This window comes from Streptomyces sp. UG1, assembly GCF_049974585.1.
Lineage (GTDB): Bacteria > Actinomycetota > Actinomycetes > Streptomycetales > Streptomycetaceae > Streptomyces.
Genome location: NZ_JBNGGG010000015.1, coordinates 150,406 through 168,343 on the forward strand (window position 1 = coordinate 150,406; position 17,938 = coordinate 168,343).

The following is a 17,938-nucleotide window of genomic DNA, read 5'->3' on the forward strand; positions in this document are numbered from 1 at the left end:
CCTGCTGGGTCGATGGGGTGTCAGATACGTTCGATGAGCGTGGCGTTGGCCATGCCGCCGCCCTCGCACATGGTCTGCAGGCCGTAGCGGCCGTTGGTGGTCTCCAGGTGGTTGACCAGCGTGGTCAGCAGCCTGGTGCCGGAGGCGCCGAGCGGATGGCCCAGCGCGATGGCGCCGCCGCGCGGGTTGAGCCGCTCGGGGTCGGCGTCCAGTGCGTGCTGCCACAGCAGCGGTACGGGCGCGAACGCCTCGTTGACCTCGTAGGCGTCGACGTCGCCGATCGACAGTCCGCAGCGGTCCAGCACCTTGTGCGTAGCGGCGACCACCCCGTCGAGCATCAGCAGCGGGTCGGAGCCGGTGACGGCGAAGGAGTGGAAGCGGGCGCGCGGGCGCAGCCCCAGCCGCTGGGCGGTCGCGGCGCTCATGATGAGGGCGGCGGAGGCGCCGTCGGTCAGCGGCGAGGAGTTGCCCGCGGTGATACGCCAGTCGATCTCGGGGAAGCGTTCGGCGCCGGGTGCGCCGGGGAACGCGGGCTTGAGCCCGGCCAGCCCCTCGGCGGTGGTGCCCGGCCGCACGGTCTCGTCCGTGACGTGCTCACCGATGGGGACGATCTCGTTCGCGAAGCCGCCCGCGGCGGCCGTGGCGGCCGCCCGCTGGTGGGAGCGGGCGGAGAACGCGTCGAGTTCTCCTCGCTCCAGCTTCCAGCGCACGGCGAGGAGTTCGGCCGAGATGCCCTGCTGGATCAGTCCCTCCGGGTAGCGCAGGCGCAGCAGTTCGCCCGAGGGGTCGGCGCCGCGCGCGGAGGAGCCCATCGGCACGCGGCTCATCGACTCCACGCCGCAGGCGATCACGACGTCGTAGACCCCTGCCAGGACGCCCTGCGCGGCGAAGTGCGCCGCCTGCTGGCTGGAGCCGCACTGACGGTCGATGGTCGTCGCGGGCACCGTTTCGGGGAAACCGGCGGCGAGCACTGCGGTGCGGGTGATGTTCAGGGACTGTTCGCCGGACTGCGAGACGCAGCCGCCGATCACGTCCTCGACGAGGGCCGGATCGAGGCCGTTGCGCTCCACGAGTGCCTTGAGGACGGTGGCGAGCAGGTCCACGGGGTGATGCCCGAAGAGGGCGCCGCCGGGCTTGCCCTTGCCGGACCCGGTGCGTACGACGTCGACGATGACGGCGTCATTCATGTCTTACTCCTTTTTGCGTGCAGGGAGGGGTGGGGCAGGCGGTCAGGTGCCGGTCCAGTGGGGCGCACGCTTCTCGGCGAACGCACGCGGGCCTTCCTGGGCGTCGCGGGTCGCCTTGATCCGCTGCCATGCGCGGTCGTTCTCGGCCCAGGCGGCGGCCTCGTCGTCGCCCTCGGCGGCGCTGAGCATCAGGTGCTTGATCGCCTCGACGGCGAGCGGGGCACCCGCGGCGATGCTCTCCGCCAGTTCCAGGGCCGTTTCGACCGGCTTGCCTGCCGGTGCCACCCGGTTGACGAGGCCCCAGCCTGCCGCGGTCGCGATGTTGCGCGGGATGCGCTGGTGCAGGCGGAGCACCCCGCCCGCCGCCGGGAACAGGCCGTGCCGGACCTCGGGCAGGCCGATGACGGCGTTCTCGTCGGCCACCACGAGATCACAGGCGAGCACGATCTCCGCTCCGCCGCCCAGCGCCGGGCCGTTGACCGCGGCGATGAGCGGCTTGTCTATCCAGTGGCGCACCAGCCCGGCGAAGCCCCGTTCCGGGTACGCCGGATCCAGCACGTCCCGGCCCGCCGCGGCCTCCTTGAGGTCCATTCCGGCACAGAACGCGCGCCCGGCCCCGGTGAGCACGGCCACCCGCAGAGTGGGATCGGCGGCGAAATCCTCCAGTGCGGCGCCGACAGCGGCGGAAACCTCGGCATTCACCGCGTTGAGGGCCTCGGGGCGGTTGAGGGTGATCAGGGAAGTACTGCCCCGCCGCTCCAGGATGACCACCGGTGCGGGCTCGGGCGAATCATCGTCAGCCATGTCGGCTGCCTCCTCGCAGATACCCGTCCACTCCAACTTACTTAACGATCGATAAGTAAGGCTAGGCGGGTGACAATGAGACGGTCAAGAGGAAGCGCCTAGGGACTCCGCGAGGAGTGGCCCCGCGCCACTGGCTGCGCGTACCCACCTACCGCAACGAAAGATGCAGTGCGCAAGTATTGACCTTCCCGCAGCCAGCCTTCTACGTTCTGAGCGATCGATAAGTAATCGCCTTCTCTCAGAGCCGCGAGGACCGCATGGCGATCGATTTCACCCTTGATCCGCAGCTCGCGGAGCTCCGCGACCGCACTGCGGCGTTCGTCCGCGAGACGGTGTTGCCGGCCGAAGCCGAGATGCTGCACGGCTCCGGCGAGCCGGACGACGCGTTGCGCCGTCGCCTGCAGCAGGCCGCCCGCGACGCCGGGCTGTTGGCCCCGACCGTGCCGAAGGAGTACGGAGGTCTGGGGCTCGACATGAGCGGGCAGTCCGTGATCCCGGAGGAGGCCGGGTACAGCCTGCTGGGCCCGCTGGCCCTGCACTGCGCGGCGCCCGACGAGGGCAACATGCTGCTGCTGGAAAGGGCCGCCGACGCGGAGCAGCGCGACCGCTTCCTCAAGCCGCTGGCGGCGGGAGAGGTGCGCTCCTGTTTCGCGATGACCGAACCGGCCCCGGGGGGCAGGCTCCGACCCCGCCCAGCTGGCCACGACCGCCCGTCGTTCCGGCGCCCGCTGGGTCATCGACGGCCGTAAGTGGTTCATCACCGGTGCCGAAGGAGCCGGTTTCGCGATCGTCATGGCCCGCACTGGAGGCACCGACGCCTCTCCCGAGGCGACGATCTTCCTCGTCCCGGCCGCCACCCCGGGCTTCCGCCTCGTCCGGCACGTGCCCAGCCTCGACCGAGGGTTCCTCGGCGGCCACTGCGAGATCGCGCTCGAAGGCTGCGCGGTCGGCGGTGACGCGGTGCTCGGCGAGGTCGGCAACGGCTTCGCCTACGCGCAGGTCCGGCTGGCACCGGCCCGCCTACGGTCCGCGGCTATCCGAACGGCTACCGCATCGCGGAGCTCGATACCTTCCCGGCCGCCCCCGCGGGCGGCTGCCCGGTCCGTCACACCACCGGGGCTACGGGCGCTGCAGGCACCCAGGAGGCCACGCCATGACCTCTCCGACCACCCCGAGCGCCATCGCCGACCCGCCCGGCCTCGACCTGGGCGCCCTGGGCCGATGGTTCGCACAGCACGTCGGCACCTGCCAGGGCGAGCTGACCGCCACCATGCTGCACGGCGGCCGGTCCAACCTGACGTACCACGTCACCGACGGCCGCGCCTCCTGGGTGGTACGCCGACCCCCGCTGGGCGGCCTCACGCCGTCCGCGCACGACGTCGCACGGGAGTACCGAGTGATGACCGCTCTGCGCGGCAGCGGCGTGGCCGTGCCCCACCCGCTCGCCCTCTGCGTGGAGGAGGACGTGATCGGAGCCCCCTTCACCGTCGTCTCCTACGTCGAGGGCCGTGTGCTGCGGTACCGCACGGACATCGCCGAATTCACCCCATACGACCTGCGGCGGTGGGCGGATGGGCTGGTCGAGCAGCTCGCCCGGTTGCACTTCGTGGACTACGACCTGATCGGGCTGGGGCGCTGGGGCCGCCCCCAAGGCTATCTGCGACGCCAGGTCGACCGCTGGCGCGTCCAGTGGGACCTGGTGGCCACCCGCCCCCTGCCCGATCTCCTCCGGCTGTACCAGGCCCTGGACCCCGCCGACCTGGGCCGGGTGCGGGCGATCGTGGACTGGGAGCTCTCCACGGTCGGCGACCCGCTGGCCGACATCGGCACCTTCCTCGCCTACCGCAAACCTGCCGTCGACGCGCTGCTCGACGGGCCCGCCGCGACAGATCCCAGGTTCCCCGAGCCCCTGGAACTCGCCGAGCAGTACGCCCTGGTCAGCGGGCGGGACCTGACGCAGCTCCCCTTCTACCGAGCCCTGGCCCACTTCAAGATCGCCGTGATCGCTGAAGGGGTCCACGCCCGCCACCGGCAAGGCGTCACCGTCGGCGAGGGCTTCGCGGGAGCGGCTGACTCGGTTCCCGAACTGGTGCTGGCGGGTCTGTCGGTGCTGGGGCGGGCCCGGTGAGCGGGTCGAGGAGGACTGCCCTGGTCACCGGGGCCTCCCGCGGTATCGGGCACGCCGTCGCGGTCCGGCTCGCGGCGGCGGGATTCGACCTCACCCTGAGCCCGCGGTGCGGACGCCCTGCGGAAAACGGCTGAGGACTGCGCACAGCGCGGCGTACGCGCCGCGACGGTCACCGCGGACATGGCCGCCGAGGACGACGTACACCGCCTGGCCGAGGCCCACCGCTCGGCGTACGAGCGCCTCGACATGCTGGTGCTGAGCGCCAGTGTGGGCTCCGCGGCACCGCTCGGCGGGTATCCGCCGCACCGGTTCGACAAGCAGTTCGCCGTCAACGTACGCGCACCGTTCCTGCTCATCGACGCCTGCATGGACGTGCTGCGGCACACGGCCACGCGCGAACTCGAGCGGGGCGCGCGCATCGTGGCGATCTCCTCCATCACCGCGCGTGCTCCCGAACCCGGACTCGCCGCGTACGGAGCCGGCAAGGCTGCCCTGACCGCGCTGTGCGAGGCGGTCAACACCGAGACCTCTCAGGCCGGAGCGTCCGCCACGGCCATCTGCCCCGGCTACGTCGACACCGACATGAGCACCTGGAACCATGACCGGGTCCCACCCCACGCGATGATCACCAGTCAGGACGTCGCCGAGCTGGTCCTCGCCCTGACCCGGCTGTCGCCCCGGGCGATCGTGCCGTACCTGCCCGTCGTGCGCTCCGGCACCGAACTCTGGCGGGCCTGACCGCAACCGCGCCCGCCGTCTCCCGCACTGTCGTACCGACCGGACGAGTCCTTCGCACTGGAGCGGGTGGCGCTCGACGCACCCCGCGAGGGCGAGGTGCTGGTCCGCATGGTGGCGAGCGGCATCTGCCACACCGACCTGCACTTCCGGGGCATCCTGCCGCCCGAGGGCGGACCGTACGTGTTCGGCCACGAGGGCGCGGGCGTCGTCGAGGAGACAGGCCCGGGCGTCAACGGCATCCGGCCCGGAGACAAGGTGGTGCTCAGCTACGGGCACTGCGGCACCTGCGCCCAGTGCGCAGCGGGCCGGCCCGCCTACTGTCTGGCGTTCGCCCGGCTCAACCTGCCCGGCCCGCGCACCGACGGTACGTACACGCTGCACCGGGCGTCGGACGGATCCCCGGTCGCGGGCACGTTCTTCGGCCAGTCCAGCTTCGCCACCCACGTCCTGGCCCCGGCCGCCTGCGCGGTCGTGGTGGAGCGGGACACCGACCTCGTCGCCGCCGCGCCCCTGGGCTGCGGGGTGCAGACCGGGGCGGGGGCGGTCCTCAACGTGCTGCGCCCCGCGCCCGGGTCCACCTTCGTCGTGTACGGGGTCGGCGCGGTGGGGTGCGCGGCGGTGATGGCGGCGCGGGCCGTCGGGGTCGCGACCGTCGTCGCGGTCGACCCGGTTCCGGCCCGGCGCGACACGGCCCTGCGGCTCGGCGCCGACGTCGCGCTCGACCCCGCCGCGGTGGCCGTGGTCGAGGCGGTGCGCGACCTGACGGGCGGTGGCCCGACCCACGCCCTGGACACCTCCGGCATCCCGTCCGCCATCACGGACGCGGCGCTCTCCCTCGGCCGCACCGGCGCCCTGGCACTGGTGGGCCTCGGCGCCGCGAATCTCAACCTGGACGTCCAGGACCTCGTGCGGAACGGCAAGACCGTGCGGGGGTGCATCGAAGGAGACGCGACGCCCCGCGAGTTCATCCCGCACCTGCTGCGGCTGCATGCCGAGGGGCTGCTGCCCTTGCAGGACATCATCACCGCCTACGCGTTCCAGGACATCGCCGTGGCCGTCGACGACGTCGTCGCCGGGAACGCGATCAAGCCGGTCCTGACGTTCTGACCCGTTCCGGCACATCTGCCCAGGCCCCGAGAGAAGCCGCACGCACACCGCGATCCGAACCATCGAGGCACTGAGCGCGGTGGTACCGGCCCTGCTCATGACGCCGACCGCCGGCCTCGCCGCCGCGCTGTCGTGCTCCCCGGACCTCGCCACCGGCAAGACGCCCGTGCCGCTGATCCACGGCACCCGGATGACGCCGGCTCAGGCGTGGGACTGGGGATACCGGCGCGCCCTGACCAGCGGGGACACCCGGTGTGCACGGTGGCCCTGCCCGGCCGTACCTCGGTGAACGCCACGGTCTGCGCCGAGTACGTCGTGTACGCGGTGCGCACCATGCACCGGCCGGTCGGCCCGCCCCAAGATCTCGATGATCGGACACAGTGAGGGCGCGGTCCATCCGTTCTGGGTCCTGCGCTGGTGGCCGGGTCTGGCGGCCGCCCGCATGGACGACGCGATCGCGTTGGCCGGGCCGCTGGACAGCGCGTGGACGGGCAACCTCCTGTATGCGACCGTCTCGTGCCCCGAAGTCGCCTGGCAGTTGCGTCACGGCTCCGCCTTCATCGCGTCGATGCGCCGGGCACCCTGCCCGCGGGCCCGTCGTACCCCTCGATCGGCGCCCTCACCGACGAGCTCGTGCAGCCGCAGCCCTCGGCCATCCGATGGACGGGGTGACCGACGTCAACGTCCCGCGGATCTGCCCCCTGCGGGTCGTGGACCACTACGGTCTCCTGGCCGACGCGGTGGCCCACCGGCTGGTGCTCGACACCCTCGACCCGAAGGGCCCGTGGCTCACGGCCGCCGGTCACCGGCTTCGGCTTGGCGTCGGTCACCGCGCCCGGGGTGTCGAGCGAGCCCCCGGTTCCCGGGTACGCGGACCGGCTGGTCCAGCGGCGCGCACCCGATCGGTCGTCACGGATGCAGGTCATGATGGCGTCCTTGCGGGGTGTAATCATGACCTACACAGTGTCAGCCGGGCTTCGCGGAACGGCAGGGCCGGGCGTGTGTGGAGAGGAGCTACGAGGGATGGCGGCCGCATCCGGCACAGGAGCGCCACGTGGGCGCCCGCGCGATCCGGAGTTCGAGAACCGGGTCTATGACGCGGTGGTGGAGGTCTACGGACGCGGCGGGCTGAAGGGCTTCACGATGGGAGCGGTCGCGCGCAACGCGCGGGTCGGCAAGGCGTCGCTGTACCAGCGCTGGCCCGACAAGGAGACGCTGCTGGTGGCGGCTCTGGACGCGCGCATAGTGCTGGACACCCACATCGACACCGGCGATCTGCGAGCCGATCTGCGCCGCCTGGCCGAGCAGATGCTGCAGATGTTCTGGAGTGACACGGGGCACGCCTTCATGCGCCGCATCGTTGACACGTCGGTGCATCCAGAGGTCTTCGGCTTCCGTCATCGCAAGGGAAGCCCCACCGTGCTCGCCGCACGGCGGCTGGTGCACAACGCGGTGGCGCGCGGCGATCTGCCTGCGGGCACAAGTCCGACCGTGCTCATGGACCTGGTCTTCGGCGCCACGATGATGCACGCCACCGTCACCCCCATTGCCATGCGCGAGAAGGCGCGTGCCCGGGCCGACGCCTACCTGGACGAGCTCGTCGACACGATTCTGGCCGGTGTGCGCGGGGCGACGACGGCCGACACCTGAAGCGCCCGGTCGTCGCGGCTCATCCCGCCGCATGCGCGCGGGGCGCAGGACGTACGCGCGCACCCACGGCACGCAGCGAGATCGACACGTAGTGGTCGGCGATCTCCTGCGGCGTCAGCGGTCCTCCGTCGCGGTACCAGGTGGCCACGGACTGCCACATGCCCAGCAGCGCCCGTGCGGTGTCCGGCGCGTGGTCGACCTCGAAGAGTCCCTGGTCGACGCCCTCCTCCAGGATGCCGAGCAGCAGCCTTTCGAGCTCCTTGCGCAAAGCGGCATACCGTTTGCGGTTGTCGAGGTCGAGATAGCGCAGCTCTGCGTCGAGTCCGGCCGTCGCCACGCGGTGGGTCATATGGAGCACGACGCACTCCGCTACGTTGGCGAACCTCTCCAGGACGCGCCCCTCGGCCTCGGCATCGGCCAGCCGGGCCCGCGTGAGCACCTCGTCCATCGCACGCTCCAGCAGCGCGACGAGCATGGCCTGCTTGTTCTCGTGGTGGTAGTAGAGGGCCGGTACGGTGACCCCGACCCGGCGGGCGATATCGCGCACAGACGTTCCGTGGTAGCCGTGCTCACGAAAGGCGGCGAGCGCGCCGGCGAGCGTCGGCGGCAGCTCAAGCGGCTCGAACACCCGCCAGTCGCTGATCGGCGCCGCCGTCTCCTGGACCGCGTGTTCAGAGGACTCGCCCAGTACTCTCGCTGTCATGCGTTCCACCCTCCTGGCAAGACGCCGATACCCGTCCTCGATTTTAGCGAGCGCTAAGTAAAGATCAAGTGTGGGTGGCGGCGCGACCGACCGGGACGGAGGGCACGCCGAGAGGCGACGGGCCAGCCTCCCTCGTCGGCGGTCCGGGCTCGGCACAGGCGCGGCTGGATGTTGCTGGGGTCGGTGACCTCACAGACCAGGACGTTCTCACAGATGAGACGCAGCCCGCCCCAGCCACCCGCGTGGTGCACGGCGTTGGTGACCAGTTCGCTGACCACCAGTTCGATGGTGAAGGCAAGGTCGTCGCCGACGGCCGTCACCATCTCGGCTGTGCTATCGGGCCGCACCAGAACGGGTGGCGGATGGCACGCACTGGCCAGAGTGCAACGGCTGGCGACCGGGTCGTGGACGGCATACAGGCGAGTCTTCCCGACGGTGCCGAATACGCCCGGAGGTGTATCACGAGCCAGGAGCTGAACCAGGTCGTCCACGTGGCTGAGGGTCGTCAGGAGAGTTCGAGGTCAGCGAGGGTCTGCGCGGCGGCGCGCAGGCGGCTCGTGGCAGCTCTGGCGGGCCAGCCGCGCTCGGCGACCAGAGCGATGCGCAGCGAAGGCAGCGCGATGGCGTCGAACCAGCCACCGCGGACTTCTCCCGCTCCGCCCGCTGCCTGATGAATGCCGGCCGTTTCCACGGCCGGCGTGATGGGGCGGGACGGGGGAAACGGACTGTGGTGCAAGGCGACGCCCGCGCGGTGCTCGCGGGTGTAGCGGCGGGCGTTGGCCACGGCGAGCGCGGCCCGCGATGCGATCTCCTTAAGAATTGAGGCGGTCCGGGAGGACCGGGTATGGCTGATGCGATTCTGCTGTTGATGGCTCGGGAGGATTGGCCGCCCGGTCCTCCGGGACGCTCCGACTGCGCACGCGGTTGAGTACGCGTCAGGCACGCATATGGGTCGGCATCGACGCCGGCAAGGGCCACCACTGGGCGGTCGCCATCGACATCGAAGGCCAGACGGTGTTCTCCCGCAAGATCGTCAACGATGAGACCGAGATCCTCCAGCTCATCGCGGATGCCTGCGAGACGGCCGACGAGGTGCGGTGGGCGGTGGACATCTCCGGCCGCGCCTCCACCCTGCTCCTCGCGCTCCTGGTTGCCCACGGCCAGCCGGTGGTCTACGTGCCCGGCCGCACCGTGCACCGGATGTCCGGCGCCTACCGCGGCGAGGGCAAGACCGACGCCAAGGACGCCCTGGTCATCGCCGATACCGCCCGGATGCGACGGGACTTCGCCCCGCTGGGCATCCCGGACGAGACCGTGGCCACGCTGCGGCTGCTGACCGCGCACCGCGCCGACCTGATCGCCGACCGGGTACGGCTGATCAACCGGCTGAGGGACGCCCTGGTGGGCATCTGCCCGGCCCTGGAGCGGACCTTCGACTACTCCGCCGCCAAGGGCCCCGTCGTCATGCTCACCGAGTACCAGACCCCAGCTGCCCTGCGCCGGATCGGCGTCAAGCGGCTGACGACCTGGCTGGAGCGCCGCACGGTCCGCGGCGCCGACGGCGTCGCCGCCCGCGCAGTCGAGGCGGCCCAGTCCCAGCTCACCGCACTTCCCGGTGAGAAGCGGGCTGCCAAGCTCGTGTGCGACCTCGCCCACCAGCTCCTCGCCCTGGACGAGCGGATCAAGGACACCGACCGGGAGATCCGCGACACCTTCCGCCTGGACGAACGCGCCGAGATCATCGAATCGCTGCCCGGCATGGGACCCGTCCTGGGTGCGGAGTTCGTCGCGATCGTCGGCGATCTGTCAGCCTACGACAGCGCCAGCCGTCTGGCCTCCCACACGGGCCTGGCCCCGGTACCGCGTGACTCCGGCCGCCGCACCGGCAACAACCACCGGCCCAAGCGGTACCACCGCCGCCTGCGCTGGGTGTTCTACATGGCCGCGCAGACCGCGATGATGCGTCCCGGCCTCTCCCGGGACTACTACCTCAAGAAACGCGCCGAGGGGCTGCACCACACCCAGGCCCTGCTCGCACTCGCGCGCCGCCGGGTCGATGTCCTGTGGGCCATGCTGCGTGACAAGAGGCTGTTCACCTCCGCCACGCCGGTCACGCAGACGGCTTGACACGATCATCACGCACACTGCTTGACACGGTCATTGAGAATCCTCCCCTGGGTTTGCGTCGTCCTCGTCGAAGGGGTCCGGCTGCTTGGTGCGCCACACCGGGACCACGCCCAGCAGAAGACCACGCGCGAACAGCCCGGTCATGGCTGTCGAGTGCCCACCGTCGGGAACCCGGTGGTGCCTGCGGTGGTTACGGGCGGTGGAGGCTGACGGGTCGGTCCGTCACGCCGTCGCCGCGGTCGGTCCGAGGAGTTCGTCGTTGTGCTCGCCGAGGCGCGGCGTCGGGCGGTCGGCGGCGGGCGTGAATCCGGCGTACCGAGCGGGCGTGCGCACGACGGTCTCGGTGCGCTCGCCGTCGGTGACCGTGACGCCCAGGCGGCTCTCCGCGAAGGCTGCGGAGTCCACGGTGTCCTTCCAGGAGTGCACCCGCGTGGCCATCAGGCCGGCCTTGCGGAACAGCTCGATCCACTCATCCGCACCGCGCTGGGCGAACGCGGCGTTCAGTTCGACGGTGAGCTCGGCGTTGCGCCGGGAGCGCGCCGCCTGGTCGGCGAACCGCGGGTCCTCGGCGAGGTCCGGCCGGTCGAGCAGTTCGGTGAACAGCGTCCAGTGCTTGGGCACGTAGGCGGCGACCACGAGGAACCGGCCGTCGCCGGCCCGGTAGATGCCGGAGGGCGCGGTGGCGAACGGGGTGCGGCCGCTGGCAGGAGTGCCTGCGTCCGGTGCACCGTCCGTGTTGAGCTGCAGGCTGATGCTGTTGGCCTGCAGACTGCACGCCACGTCGTACAGGGCGACCTTGACCACATCCGCGCGGCCGTGCCGCTCCCGGCCCAGCAGCGCGGCCAGTACCGCCTGGGCCAGCACGTGCCCGCTGGCGGCGTCGACGATGGTCGAGCGGATCATCAGGGGGGTGCCTTCGGCGTTGCGCAGTCCGGTCAGCAGCCCGGACTCGGCCTGAACCAGCATGTCGATGCCGGGGCGCCGGCCCCCGTCGCCCTCACCGCCGAACGCGGAGAGGGAGGCGTACACACAGCGGGAGTTGCGCTCCTGGACTGCCTGCGCGCCCAGTCCCAGGCGGTCCATGACGCCGGGCCGGAAGGCCTCCAGGATGACGTCGGCGGTGTCGGCGAGGGCGAGCACTCGCTTCCTGCCCTCGTCGGTACGCAGGTCGACCGCTACGGACTTCTTGCCGCGATTGAAGGGGAGGAAGTACGGCGTCAGGTGCTCCAGACCGGGCTGGGTGGAGGTGATCCGGCGGGCGGCCTCACCGCTGGGCGCCTCGACCTTGATCACTCCGGCGCCGAGGTCGGCCAGCTGGCGCGGGTGCCTTCCTTGGCGTCGTCCGTGGCGAGCAGCCCGCGGATCTCCTGGTCGTTGTGCTCCCAGACGCAGGCCTCGCCCGGGACGCCACCCTCGCGGATGCCGAGCGCGACCCGTTTGCTCGCCTGGACGGCGAGGGGCGCGTTGGCCGCGATGCGTTCGGCCAGCGCGAGCGCGGTGTCGAGCACCTCAGCGGCCGGGACGACCCGGTTGACCAGACCGAGCTGCAGAGCCCGGGCCGCGTCGAAGGGCTCACCTGTCAGCACCATCTCCATGGCGATCTTGCGCGGCAGCTGTTCGGGGAGACGGAAGACGCCGCCGGCGGCGGCGAAGATGCCGCGGGACACTTCCGGTAGCCCGAAGACGGCGGTGTCGGCGGCCACGGCCAAGTCGCTGGCCAGCACCAGCTCGGTGCCGCCGCCCAAGGCGAAGCCGTTGATGGCCGCGATGGTCGGCTTGCTGATGGCGTGGCGCACGTAGCCGAGGAAGCCCCAGTCCTCGTGGCCCGGCGCCGCGATGGACTCATCTCGGGCCAGCGCCTTGAGATCCGCACCCGCACAGAAGGCCCGGTCACCGGCGCCGGTGAGCACCACGGCCCGGACCTCCCGGTCCTGCTCCGCCGCCTCCAGTGCCGCGCCGACGGCGGCACTGAGGTCGGCGTTGACGGCGTTCATGGCGTGGGGCCGGTTCAGGGTGACCAGCAGGTGCTCATTCCTGTGCCTCCATCGTGTGCCTCCATCGGCGTGCGGAGACCTGGAGCAATTAATAGACTCCATCAGTCTGAAAATATGTGCGCCATTATTGCTCTCGCGTTTTCCGACGTGCAACAGGGGAGGCGGTGAGGTAAGACACCCCGCAGACGCATGCCGATATGCCGCATGCCCACAGCATGCGTACGAGGCGGATCTGACGAGAGGACCGGACAGTCGGCGACGTCGACCTGAAGATCCCGAAGGTGCGGACCGGATCGCTCTTCCCCTCACTGCTGGAGCGGCGCCAGCGCATCGTCCGCGCCTTGTTCGCCGTCGTGATGGAGGCATACGTGCACGGTGTGCCGACCCGCTCCGTCGACAACCTCGTCAAAGCGCTGGAAGCGGACAGCGGGATCTCGAAGTCGGAGGTGTCGCGGATCTGCGGCAACCGGTCACGCCCCATGACCAGCACAGATCCTGGAACTACACGATCGCCCCGGCTGGCGACACCGGCGACTGCGCGATCAACACCAGAGACCGCGACCACACCAGGTCGCAGGTCCTGACGATGCTCACCGACCCACCTCTGAGCGGCATGACCTCACCCGAACTGCACGCACTGTGCGCCCAGCCGGCCCCACGCGCAGGCAGCCCAGGCCGAACAGCGCAAGTTCCTGCCCCCTCTTCCCAATCCAAGATCCGGACCAGTCACGGGCCAAGGCACTGCGCAGAATCTGCGGTGTACGCAATCTGCGCAGGTCAGCAAGCATCGCGTTCGTGTACCACAAGCAGACCAAGAACCTGCTGGGACCGTGCTCGCGAGCATCCGGAACGGCGTTTCCCGCAGTAGAGGACAGCTCCGTGGCTGATCAAAGCCGGTTTTCAGTGCTGCGGGCTGTCCCCGAAGGCCGTCACGGTAAGGAAGCGGATGGGGAGTTCGACCAGTCTTTCCGGGCCGTGCGGGGCCTCGCCGTCGAACTGGAGGGCGTCGCCTGGACGCAGGGTGTAGCTGGACTTGCCGTGGCCGTAGACCATGACGCCTTCGAGCATGTAGAGGAGCTCGGTGCCGGCGTGCTGGAAGAGCGGGAAGACCTCGCTCTGCTCGGTCAGGGTGACCAGGAGGGCGTCCATCCGTTTGTGGGCGCCTCGCAGCGAGCCGAGTTGGGCGTACTCGTGGCCGACCTTGGTGCCCCGCCGGACGATCCGGGCGCCGTGACCGGCGGGGACGAAGACCGCCTCGCGTTCGTCGTCCATGCCGCGGAACAGGGCCGTGACCGGGACGTCCAGACCGCGGGCGAGCCGGGAGAGGGTGGTGAGGCTGCACGCGGTCTGGGCGTTCTCGATCTTCGACAGCATGGCCTTGGAGATGCCGACCCGCTGCGCCATCTCGCCGACCGAGAGCCCGGCCGCCTGCCGGTACTCGCGGGCCCGGACCGCGATGATGCGCTCCAGGGACTTGTCGTCGGAGTCCTCTGCGGGGGTGGGGTGCTCGCTCACCGGCGAATCCTAGCCCGCGCGGTCCAGCCTGAAGCGGGGGTGGGGATCGGCGTGGCCGGTGGCGAGGTCGGCGGCCATCGCGCCGATGAGCGGGGCGAACTTGGCGCCGTGGCCGGAGCACGCGGAGGCGATGACGAAGGGGCCGTGGCGGTCGAGGACGAAGTCCTCGTCGGGGGTGGTGGTGTAGAGGCAGGTCGATTCGGCCACCGGGTCGGGTTCGAGACCCGGGAGGTGGTCTCGTACGAAGCCGCTCACCCGTGTCCGGGACGACGCATCGACGACCCTGTCGCGGGTGCGGGGGGTGGTGGGGGTGCCGCGGTCGTGCTCGGCGACCTTGATCGTGGGGAGCGTGCCGCCGTCACTGCCCGAGGGCAGGCCGTACAGGTGCACCGCCCCGTCCCAGATCAGGGTCGGCCACCGGACGGACGGCTCGCGCTGCCGGAAGTGGAAGACCTGCTGCTGGGTCACCTGCAACGGCGGGAGCGGGACAGGGAGTTCGAGTTCGGGCAGCCAGGCGCCCGCGGCTACCACCACCGTGTCGGCGACGATCTCGCGGCCGTCGTCGGTATGCAGGAGCACCTTGTCGCCGCCTTGGACATCGATGCCCGTGACGCGTGTGCCGATGATCGCTTGTGCGCCGTGTTCAATCGCCCGCCGTACGCAAGCCGCGACGGTCTGGTCGGCGTCGACCACGCCCGCGTCCGGGTGGTGGAGCACCGGACCTGTGAAGTGGATGTACGGCCAGCGCTCCGAGGCGGCTTCCGGGCCGAGGAGTTCGTGGGGTACTCCGGCCGCGGCAAGGAGGTCGGCGATCGCCTTCGGGTCGCGTTCCTCACCCATGTCGAGGCCACCGGTCGTGCGCAGCAAGGGAGTCGAGCTGTCGTCCTCCAGTTCGCGCCACTGCTCGTACGCCTGCCCGGTCAGCCGTATGTAGAAGGGGTCGGTGTACGCCCGCCGGATGATCCGTGAGCTGCCGTGCGAACTGCCGTGCTTGTGGCCGATGTCGTACGCCTCGATCAGGGTGACCTCGTGGCCCCGGCGGGCCAGCTGCCAGGCGGTGGCCGCGCCCATCAGCCCTGCACCCACGACGGCGATCACAGACCCTCCCCGGGGATCCAGCCGGTGCCCGCGAGCGGGATGCGGGCCATGGCGGCGGACTCGATCGTAAGAGCGACCAGGTCCTCCGGCTCGAGGTGCAGCAGGTGGGCCTTGCCGCAAGCGCGGGCCAGGGTCTGGGCCTCCATGGTCATCACGCGCAGGAAGTTGGCGAGGCGCCGGCCGCCCTCGACCGGGTCGAGGCGGGAGGCGAGATGCTCGTCCTGGGTGGTGATGCCGGCGGGGTCGCGGCCGTCCTGGTAGTCGTCGAAATAGCCGGCGGCGGAGCCCAGTTCGCGGTACTCGGCGTCGTACCTGGGGTGGTTGTCGCCGAGCGCGATGAGGGCGGCCGTTCCGATGGCGACCGCGTCCGCGCCCAACGCCATCGCCTTGGCGAGGTCGGCGCCGCCCCGGATACCGCCGGAGACGATCAGCTGCACCTCGCGGTGCACCCCCAACTCCTGCAGGGCCCGTACCGCTTGGGGCAGGGCGGCCAGGGTGGGGATGCCGACGTGCTCGATGAACACGTCCTGGGTGGCGGCCGTGCCGCCCTGCATGCCGTCGAGGACGACGACGTCGGCTCCGGCGTGGACGGCCAGCTTCACGTCGTAGTACGTCCGTGTGGCGCCGACCTTGACGTAGACGGGCTTCTCCCAGTCGGTGATCTCGCGCAGTTCGAGGATCTTGATGGCGAGGTCGTCGGGGCCGGTCCAGTCGGGGTGGCGGCATGCGCTGCGCTGGTCGATACCGACGGGCAGGGTGCGCATCCCGGCGACCCGTTCGGTGATCTTCTGGCCGAGCAGCATGCCTCCGCCGCCGGGCTTGGCGCCCTGACCGAGGACGACCTCGATGGCGTCGGCGGCGCGCAGGTCGTCGGGGTTCATGCCGTAGCGGGATGGCAGGTACTGGTAGACCAGATGCTTGGAGTGGCCGCGCTCTTCGGGGGTCATGCCGCCGTCGCCGGTGGTGGTCGAGGTGCCGACCTCGCTGGCACCCCGCCCGAGCGCCTCCTTGGCCTGGGCGGACAGGGCGCCGAAGCTCATGCCGGCGATGGTGACCGGGGTGGACAGGTGCAGCGGGTGTTTGGCGTGCCGGGTGCCGAGGAGGACGTCGGTGTCGCAGCGCTCGCGGTAACCCTCCAGCGGGTAGCGGGACATGGAGGCTCCGAGGAACACCAGGTCGTCGAAGTGCGGGAGTTTCCGCTTGGCGCCCCAGCCGCGGATGTCGTAGATGCCGGTCTCGGCGGCGCGCTGGATGGCGTGGATGGTGGCGCGGTCGAAGGTCGCCGACTCGCGCAGGCCGTGGGATGCGGGATCCATGGCTGAACTCCTCTGGTACAGGTCTAGTACGAGGTCGTGTTGTCGACCTTGAAGTGGTACAGCTGCCGGGCGGAGCCGTAGCGGCGGAAGTCGGCGGGGTCCTCGTCCCGCTCAGCCGTTTTGAGCAACTCGGCGAGTTCGGCGAGGTGTTCGGGGCGCATCTCCTTCTCCGCGCAGTCGGCGCCGAGGGACTTGACAGTGCCCCGGACGTAGATCCGGGCCTCGTACAGCGAGTCCCCCAGCGCGTCGCCCGCGTCGCCACACACCACGATGCGGCCGGCCTGCCCCATGAAGGCGCTCATGTGGCCGACGCTGCCGCCGACGACGATGTCCACGCCCTTCATGGAGATGCCGCAGCGGGCGGAGGCGTCGCCGTCGATGACGAGCAGGCCGCCGTGGGCGGCGGCGCCGGCGGACTGGGAGGCGTTGCCGTGCACCCGGACCGTGCCGGACATCATGTTCTCGGCCACCCCGGTGCCCGCGTTGCCGTGCACGGTGACCGTGGCGTGCTGGTTCATGCCGGCGCAGTAGTAGCCGACGTGGCCCTCGATGTCGACGGTGTGCTCCGCGCGGATCCCGCAGGCCACCGCGTGTGCGCCGTGCGGGTTGAGGACCCGCCACGAGGTTGCGGCCGTGGAGTGCAGGGCCTGGTTGAGGTCGCGGACCGGGCTCTCGGCCAGGTCGATCAGCGCCGCCATACGTACACCTCTTCCGGCTCGGGTTCGAAGATGCGGGCGTGTTCGATGCCCGGGAGGACGTCCAGCGCCCGGTATTCGGAGGCCATCGCCACCCAGTCGGGTGTCTCCGCGACCAGCGCGGGCTTGCAGGCGATGGCGTCGCGGACGACCGCGAAGGAGTCGCCAGTGGAGACGAGGAGCGTGTAGAAGCCGTCGAAGCGTTCGCACAGCAGCCGCAGCGCCTTCTCCAGGTCGGCGCCCTGCTCCAGTTGGTGGGCGACGAACCGGGCGCCGACCTCGGAGTCGTTCTCGCTGTCGAACTTGACGCCTTGGGCGCGCAGTTCGCGTCGGATGGTGGCGTGGTTGGCGAACGACCCGTTGTGGACGAGACATTGTCCTGGGCCGACGGAGAAGGGGTGGGCGCCTTCGGGGGTGACGGCGGACTCGGTGGCCATGCGGGTGTGGCCGACACCCTGCCAGCCGGTCACCTGGGCGAGACCGAAGGACTGGGCCAGCTCCACGGGGTTTCCGGCGCCTTTGAGTACGGCCATGTCGGCGCCGGAGCCGATCACGGTGGCCGCGGGCAGCGCGTCCCGCACGGCGGCCGGCAGGTCGGCGACCGGCAGATCGGCGTGCAGCACGGTCGTGGCGTCGGCGGCGACGGCCACGGCGCCCGGCAGCGCGGCCTCCGCCTCGGCCGGTGTCACCCCGAGCAGGGAGACGACGGCGCGTCCCGGCGGGGACAGCACGGGGTCGCCGTAGACCGCGACTCCCGCCGAGTCGGGTCCGCGCTCGACGACCTGGCCGAGCATGCCGGTCAGCAGCTCGCCGAGCCTGGGTTCGAGGGTGGGCTCGCGCAGATGGAGCCCGACGATTCCGCACATCTCAAGTCCC

The 17,938-nt window shown here is 70.9% G+C and carries 17 protein-coding genes and 5 pseudogenes; 10 read left to right on the forward strand and 12 right to left on the reverse strand.

The features are described from left to right. Window positions 1-20: 20 nt before the first annotated feature. Together ACP4J3_RS18845 and ACP4J3_RS18850 are read right to left on the reverse strand one after the other, a co-directional pair. Entirely contained in the window at window positions 21-1,187 is a 1,167-nt protein-coding gene (locus tag ACP4J3_RS18845) for a thiolase family protein (protein WP_426535789.1), read from the reverse strand. A 42-nt stretch (window positions 1,188-1,229) separates the two neighbouring features. Next, window positions 1,230-1,991 carry an enoyl-CoA hydratase-related protein gene (locus ACP4J3_RS18850; protein WP_426535791.1) on the reverse strand — a complete coding sequence of 254 codons (762 nt, stop codon included), beginning with the start codon at window positions 1,989-1,991 and terminating at the stop codon, window positions 1,230-1,232. Between the two features lie 257 nt (window positions 1,992-2,248). Here ACP4J3_RS18850 and ACP4J3_RS18855 point away from each other — a divergent pair, with 257 nt between their 5' ends. The 6 genes and pseudogenes from ACP4J3_RS18855 (at window position 2,249) to ACP4J3_RS18880 (ending at window position 6,253) form a co-directional block, all read left to right on the forward strand. Next, complete coding sequence (locus ACP4J3_RS18855) at window positions 2,249-2,740, forward strand: acyl-CoA dehydrogenase family protein (RefSeq protein WP_426535793.1); 492 nt, start codon at window positions 2,249-2,251, stop codon at window positions 2,738-2,740. Continuing rightward, window positions 2,688-2,858, forward strand: a pseudogene (locus ACP4J3_RS18860) (acyl-CoA dehydrogenase family protein); the annotation flags it as partial. The gene ACP4J3_RS18855 and the pseudogene ACP4J3_RS18860, both read left to right, overlap by 53 nt. 286 nt (window positions 2,859-3,144) lie before the next feature. Continuing rightward, window positions 3,145-4,119 carry a phosphotransferase family protein gene (locus ACP4J3_RS18865; protein ID WP_426535795.1) on the forward strand — a complete coding sequence of 325 codons (975 nt, stop codon included), beginning with the start codon at window positions 3,145-3,147 and terminating at the stop codon, window positions 4,117-4,119. Next, window positions 4,116-4,857 (forward strand): annotated as a pseudogene (locus tag ACP4J3_RS18870) (SDR family NAD(P)-dependent oxidoreductase). The gene ACP4J3_RS18865 and the pseudogene ACP4J3_RS18870 overlap by 4 nt, the downstream one beginning before the upstream one ends. 66 nt (window positions 4,858-4,923) lie before the next feature. Further along, entirely contained in the window at window positions 4,924-5,964 is a 1,041-nt protein-coding gene (locus ACP4J3_RS18875) for an NAD(P)-dependent alcohol dehydrogenase (protein WP_426535797.1), read from the forward strand. A 97-nt stretch (window positions 5,965-6,061) separates the two neighbouring features. Then, a complete protein-coding gene (locus ACP4J3_RS18880) occupies window positions 6,062-6,253 on the forward strand; it encodes a hypothetical protein (RefSeq protein WP_426535799.1) in 192 nt (63 codons plus the stop codon). Window positions 6,254-6,521: 268 nt separating this feature from the next. Here ACP4J3_RS18880 and ACP4J3_RS18885 read toward each other — a convergent pair whose 3' ends face one another. Beyond that, on the reverse strand, window positions 6,522-6,917 hold the full coding sequence (locus ACP4J3_RS18885; RefSeq protein ID WP_426535801.1) for a hypothetical protein: 396 nt from the start codon (window positions 6,915-6,917) through the stop codon (window positions 6,522-6,524). Between the two features lie 70 nt (window positions 6,918-6,987). Here ACP4J3_RS18885 and ACP4J3_RS18890 point away from each other — a divergent pair, with 70 nt between their 5' ends. Then, entirely contained in the window at window positions 6,988-7,614 is a 627-nt protein-coding gene (locus ACP4J3_RS18890; RefSeq protein ID WP_426535803.1) for a TetR/AcrR family transcriptional regulator, read from the forward strand. A 19-nt stretch (window positions 7,615-7,633) separates the two neighbouring features. Here ACP4J3_RS18890 and ACP4J3_RS18895 read toward each other — a convergent pair whose 3' ends face one another. Continuing rightward, complete coding sequence (locus ACP4J3_RS18895) at window positions 7,634-8,317, reverse strand: TetR/AcrR family transcriptional regulator (protein ID WP_426535805.1); 684 nt, start codon at window positions 8,315-8,317, stop codon at window positions 7,634-7,636. Window positions 8,318-8,442: 125 nt separating this feature from the next. After that, a pseudogene (locus tag ACP4J3_RS18900) lies at window positions 8,443-8,897 on the reverse strand (SpoIIE family protein phosphatase); the annotation flags it as partial. Between the two features lie 344 nt (window positions 8,898-9,241). On the opposite strand from ACP4J3_RS18900, the gene ACP4J3_RS18905 reads away from it, so the two are divergent. After that, window positions 9,242-10,444, forward strand: a complete 1,203-nt coding sequence (locus tag ACP4J3_RS18905) for an IS110 family transposase (RefSeq protein ID WP_426535807.1) — start codon at window positions 9,242-9,244, stop codon at window positions 10,442-10,444. 222 nt (window positions 10,445-10,666) lie between these two features. Here ACP4J3_RS18905 and ACP4J3_RS18910 read toward each other — a convergent pair whose 3' ends face one another. Both ACP4J3_RS18910 and ACP4J3_RS18915 read right to left on the reverse strand, forming a co-directional pair. Beyond that, window positions 10,667-11,737 (reverse strand): CaiB/BaiF CoA transferase family protein, encoded by a 1,071-nt coding sequence (locus ACP4J3_RS18910; RefSeq protein WP_426535809.1) that lies wholly within the window; start codon window positions 11,735-11,737, stop codon window positions 10,667-10,669. Further along, window positions 11,734-12,540 (reverse strand): enoyl-CoA hydratase-related protein, encoded by an 807-nt coding sequence (locus tag ACP4J3_RS18915; protein ID WP_426535811.1) that lies wholly within the window; start codon window positions 12,538-12,540, stop codon window positions 11,734-11,736. The genes ACP4J3_RS18910 and ACP4J3_RS18915 overlap by 4 nt, the downstream gene beginning before the upstream one ends. Before the next feature lie 146 nt (window positions 12,541-12,686). Between ACP4J3_RS18915 and ACP4J3_RS18920 the strand changes: the two are divergent. After that, window positions 12,687-12,929, forward strand: a pseudogene (locus ACP4J3_RS18920) (transposase); the annotation flags it as partial. Beyond that, a pseudogene (locus ACP4J3_RS18925) lies at window positions 12,905-13,130 on the forward strand (ISAzo13 family transposase); the annotation flags it as partial. The pseudogenes ACP4J3_RS18920 and ACP4J3_RS18925, both read left to right, overlap by 25 nt. Before the next feature lie 208 nt (window positions 13,131-13,338). On the opposite strand, the gene ACP4J3_RS18930 reads toward ACP4J3_RS18925, so the two are convergent. Genes ACP4J3_RS18930 through ACP4J3_RS18950 form a run of 5 tightly spaced genes read right to left on the reverse strand, consistent with a single transcriptional unit; the run spans window position 13,339 to window position 17,928 of the window. Further along, window positions 13,339-13,953 carry a helix-turn-helix domain-containing protein gene (locus ACP4J3_RS18930; RefSeq protein ID WP_426535813.1) on the reverse strand — a complete coding sequence of 205 codons (615 nt, stop codon included), beginning with the start codon at window positions 13,951-13,953 and terminating at the stop codon, window positions 13,339-13,341. A 9-nt stretch (window positions 13,954-13,962) separates the two neighbouring features. Next, window positions 13,963-15,051: an N-methyl-L-tryptophan oxidase gene (solA, locus tag ACP4J3_RS18935; protein ID WP_426535815.1), complete on the reverse strand. Its 1,089-nt coding sequence runs from the start codon at window positions 15,049-15,051 to the stop codon at window positions 13,963-13,965. Beyond that, window positions 15,048-16,367: an FMN-binding glutamate synthase family protein gene (locus tag ACP4J3_RS18940; RefSeq protein ID WP_426535817.1), complete on the reverse strand. Its 1,320-nt coding sequence runs from the start codon at window positions 16,365-16,367 to the stop codon at window positions 15,048-15,050. The genes solA and ACP4J3_RS18940 overlap by 4 nt, the downstream gene beginning before the upstream one ends. A 23-nt stretch (window positions 16,368-16,390) precedes the next feature. Continuing rightward, window positions 16,391-17,065 (reverse strand): glutamate synthase, encoded by a 675-nt coding sequence (locus ACP4J3_RS18945; protein ID WP_426535819.1) that lies wholly within the window; start codon window positions 17,063-17,065, stop codon window positions 16,391-16,393. After that, window positions 17,053-17,928 (reverse strand): class II glutamine amidotransferase, encoded by an 876-nt coding sequence (locus ACP4J3_RS18950; protein WP_426535821.1) that lies wholly within the window; start codon window positions 17,926-17,928, stop codon window positions 17,053-17,055. Before ACP4J3_RS18950 ends, ACP4J3_RS18945 begins: the two co-directional genes overlap by 13 nt. Window positions 17,929-17,938: the final 10 nt, after the last annotated feature.

Coding starts and splice junctions, on each gene's coding strand:
- ACP4J3_RS18850 (WP_426535791.1), bottom strand. CDS start 1,991: ATGGCTGACGATGATTCGCCCGAGCCCGCACCGGTGGTCATCCTGGAG.
- ACP4J3_RS18895 (WP_426535805.1), bottom strand. CDS start 8,317: ATGACAGCGAGAGTACTGGGCGAGTCCTCTGAACACGCGGTCCAGGAG.
- ACP4J3_RS18865 (WP_426535795.1), top strand. CDS start 3,145: ATGACCTCTCCGACCACCCCGAGCGCCATCGCCGACCCGCCCGGCCTC.
- ACP4J3_RS18915 (WP_426535811.1), bottom strand. CDS start 12,540: ATGGAGTCTATTAATTGCTCCAGGTCTCCGCACGCCGATGGAGGCACA.
- ACP4J3_RS18845 (WP_426535789.1), bottom strand. CDS start 1,187: ATGAATGACGCCGTCATCGTCGACGTCGTACGCACCGGGTCCGGCAAG.
- ACP4J3_RS18880 (WP_426535799.1), top strand. CDS start 6,062: ATGACGCCGACCGCCGGCCTCGCCGCCGCGCTGTCGTGCTCCCCGGAC.
- ACP4J3_RS18940 (WP_426535817.1), bottom strand. CDS start 16,367: ATGGATCCCGCATCCCACGGCCTGCGCGAGTCGGCGACCTTCGACCGC.
- ACP4J3_RS18950 (WP_426535821.1), bottom strand. CDS start 17,928: ATGTGCGGAATCGTCGGGCTCCATCTGCGCGAGCCCACCCTCGAACCC.
- ACP4J3_RS18855 (WP_426535793.1), top strand. CDS start 2,249: ATGGCGATCGATTTCACCCTTGATCCGCAGCTCGCGGAGCTCCGCGAC.
- ACP4J3_RS18885 (WP_426535801.1), bottom strand. CDS start 6,917: ATGATTACACCCCGCAAGGACGCCATCATGACCTGCATCCGTGACGAC.
- ACP4J3_RS18890 (WP_426535803.1), top strand. CDS start 6,988: ATGGCGGCCGCATCCGGCACAGGAGCGCCACGTGGGCGCCCGCGCGAT.
- ACP4J3_RS18945 (WP_426535819.1), bottom strand. CDS start 17,065: ATGGCGGCGCTGATCGACCTGGCCGAGAGCCCGGTCCGCGACCTCAAC.